This is a genomic window from Anaerosporobacter sp., from assembly GCF_965301125.1.
In genome coordinates this window covers 1-1700 of record NZ_CBDLAM010000371.1, presented here as the reverse complement: position 1 = coordinate 1700, position 1700 = coordinate 1, and the positions used below count along the sequence as shown (strand labels likewise).

3 protein-coding genes are annotated in these 1700 nt (G+C 30.5%); all 3 read right to left on the bottom strand.

From position 1 onward, the window contains the following. Positions 1-31 precede the first annotated feature (31 nt). Complete coding sequence (locus tag ACW2QF_RS20095; protein ID WP_455717793.1) at positions 32-274, bottom strand: hypothetical protein; 243 nt, start codon at positions 272-274, stop codon at positions 32-34. Between the two features lie 42 nt (positions 275-316). Further along, a complete protein-coding gene (locus tag ACW2QF_RS20090; RefSeq protein WP_455717792.1) occupies positions 317-589 on the bottom strand; it encodes a Mor transcription activator family protein in 273 nt (90 codons plus the stop codon). A gap of 114 nt (positions 590-703) precedes the next feature. Further along, complete coding sequence (locus tag ACW2QF_RS20085; RefSeq protein ID WP_455717791.1) at positions 704-1636, bottom strand: DUF5688 family protein; 933 nt, start codon at positions 1634-1636, stop codon at positions 704-706. Positions 1637-1700: the final 64 nt, after the last annotated feature.

The following is a 1700-nucleotide window of genomic DNA, read 5'->3' as shown; positions in this document are numbered from 1 at the left end:
GTTATAGAATCAACTGCATATTATTGTTTTCCTATCCATTTTTCTTTACTTTACTTACTATCACTAAAATCACCACTGCTACTATTGCAATTGGTAATAAGACTTTCATGATTCCTATTAATTTTGATGCAATTAATCCTCCTAGCATCAAACAGACAATTATTTCTGAAAATATAGCCTTTCCACTAAAGTAAGTAACATCAAATATTTTGTGATAAGCAATTCCTATTAATACAGCAAAAATAATCATTAATATAAGTTGAATAAAACCCATTTCTTGTTCCTCCTTCGTTTCTATATACTTTTCTTTTCTTCCTTACTTGTTCATATTTTCTTTATAAGCTTTGATTTTATGTAATAACCATGCTTCCGTATAACCAAAGCGATGACTAAGCTCTTTAGCATTAGTCCCGTCATATTCATCCACTATACACTTCATAATATACGATTTTGAATATAAGCTTATTGGATAAACCACTTGTTGTCCTCTAAAATTTTCATAGAACTGAATAGCAGTGTTTTTTCCAAATATTTCTGCTATCTCTCGATATGCTTCATTGAATCCACTAATATCATCTTCTTTCATCATTAATCATTCCTTTACTTAATATATATAAGCGTATTATAACTACTCTAAACAAAATTGTCCTATCGAGAATCTATTGTAGTCTGTATATGATTCTCTTTTATAAACTCTATATAATTACAATTCCTGTATATCTGCTAGGAATATCGTATCGTCTTTAACGGAATATACATATATGCTATCGGACAATATTTCATCCTGTGGCACCTGCGTTTTATTAATTTCTTCTACCATCTGTTGCAGTTGTGTTATGTTTAGCATTTGATTACATGGGAGTAGGATTACTTCATGAATGCTAGACGGTAAAATATATAACTGCTCAATATCATCATTATTTCTATGAGCAAAGTTACCTAGCACCCCTGGGTATAAAATAGTTGATGCTCCATGGATTCCCTTTCCATTACTCAAAATGTACATATTGGAGTCTGAATTCCTCTCACCTTCCATATTTTCATTTGACTGGCCAAACAACTCCCGTAGGACTTCTTCCATGGATTTCAATCTTACTGGCATTAACTTAGGTGTCTTGAGCATAGCATATTCATGAAGTTCATTAGCAGTTATATTCCACATCTGTAGATGTTCATTTCTAATCAATATAGTAGCAACCGAATTATCCTCTTCTTTTACAAGGAACGCATAAACAATTGCAAGGTCTAGAAAACGTGTGAATGGAACATCTTCAAGGAGTCTTTTGTTCTTTTCAAAATTTACTAGCTTAAAGACGATATGTTCACTTGCAGTTGTAAAATCTTTAAAATGATTTATGTAATTTTCATTTTTCATGTATTTACTATTCTCCTTGAATTCTTTATACTTAGAACAAATTTCCATAATGATGTTCTCTACTGATAATCCATGTTGATATTTTGAGTAATAGTAATTCAGATAAATACTAGGAACTACTATGTTATCTGTTTCATGTATAACTAAACTATCAAGCTCCATACCATTATTCTTTCTTACCTTATTTGATCTGATCTCTGCGTTCAGAAATTGCTGTTTCAGACTCTGTACAATACAGTTTTTAAATAATTCATAATCCATATTATTAATATCTCCTTATATAATATATTTAGGTTGATAAAGGTAACCCATAACCCTTTGTTAG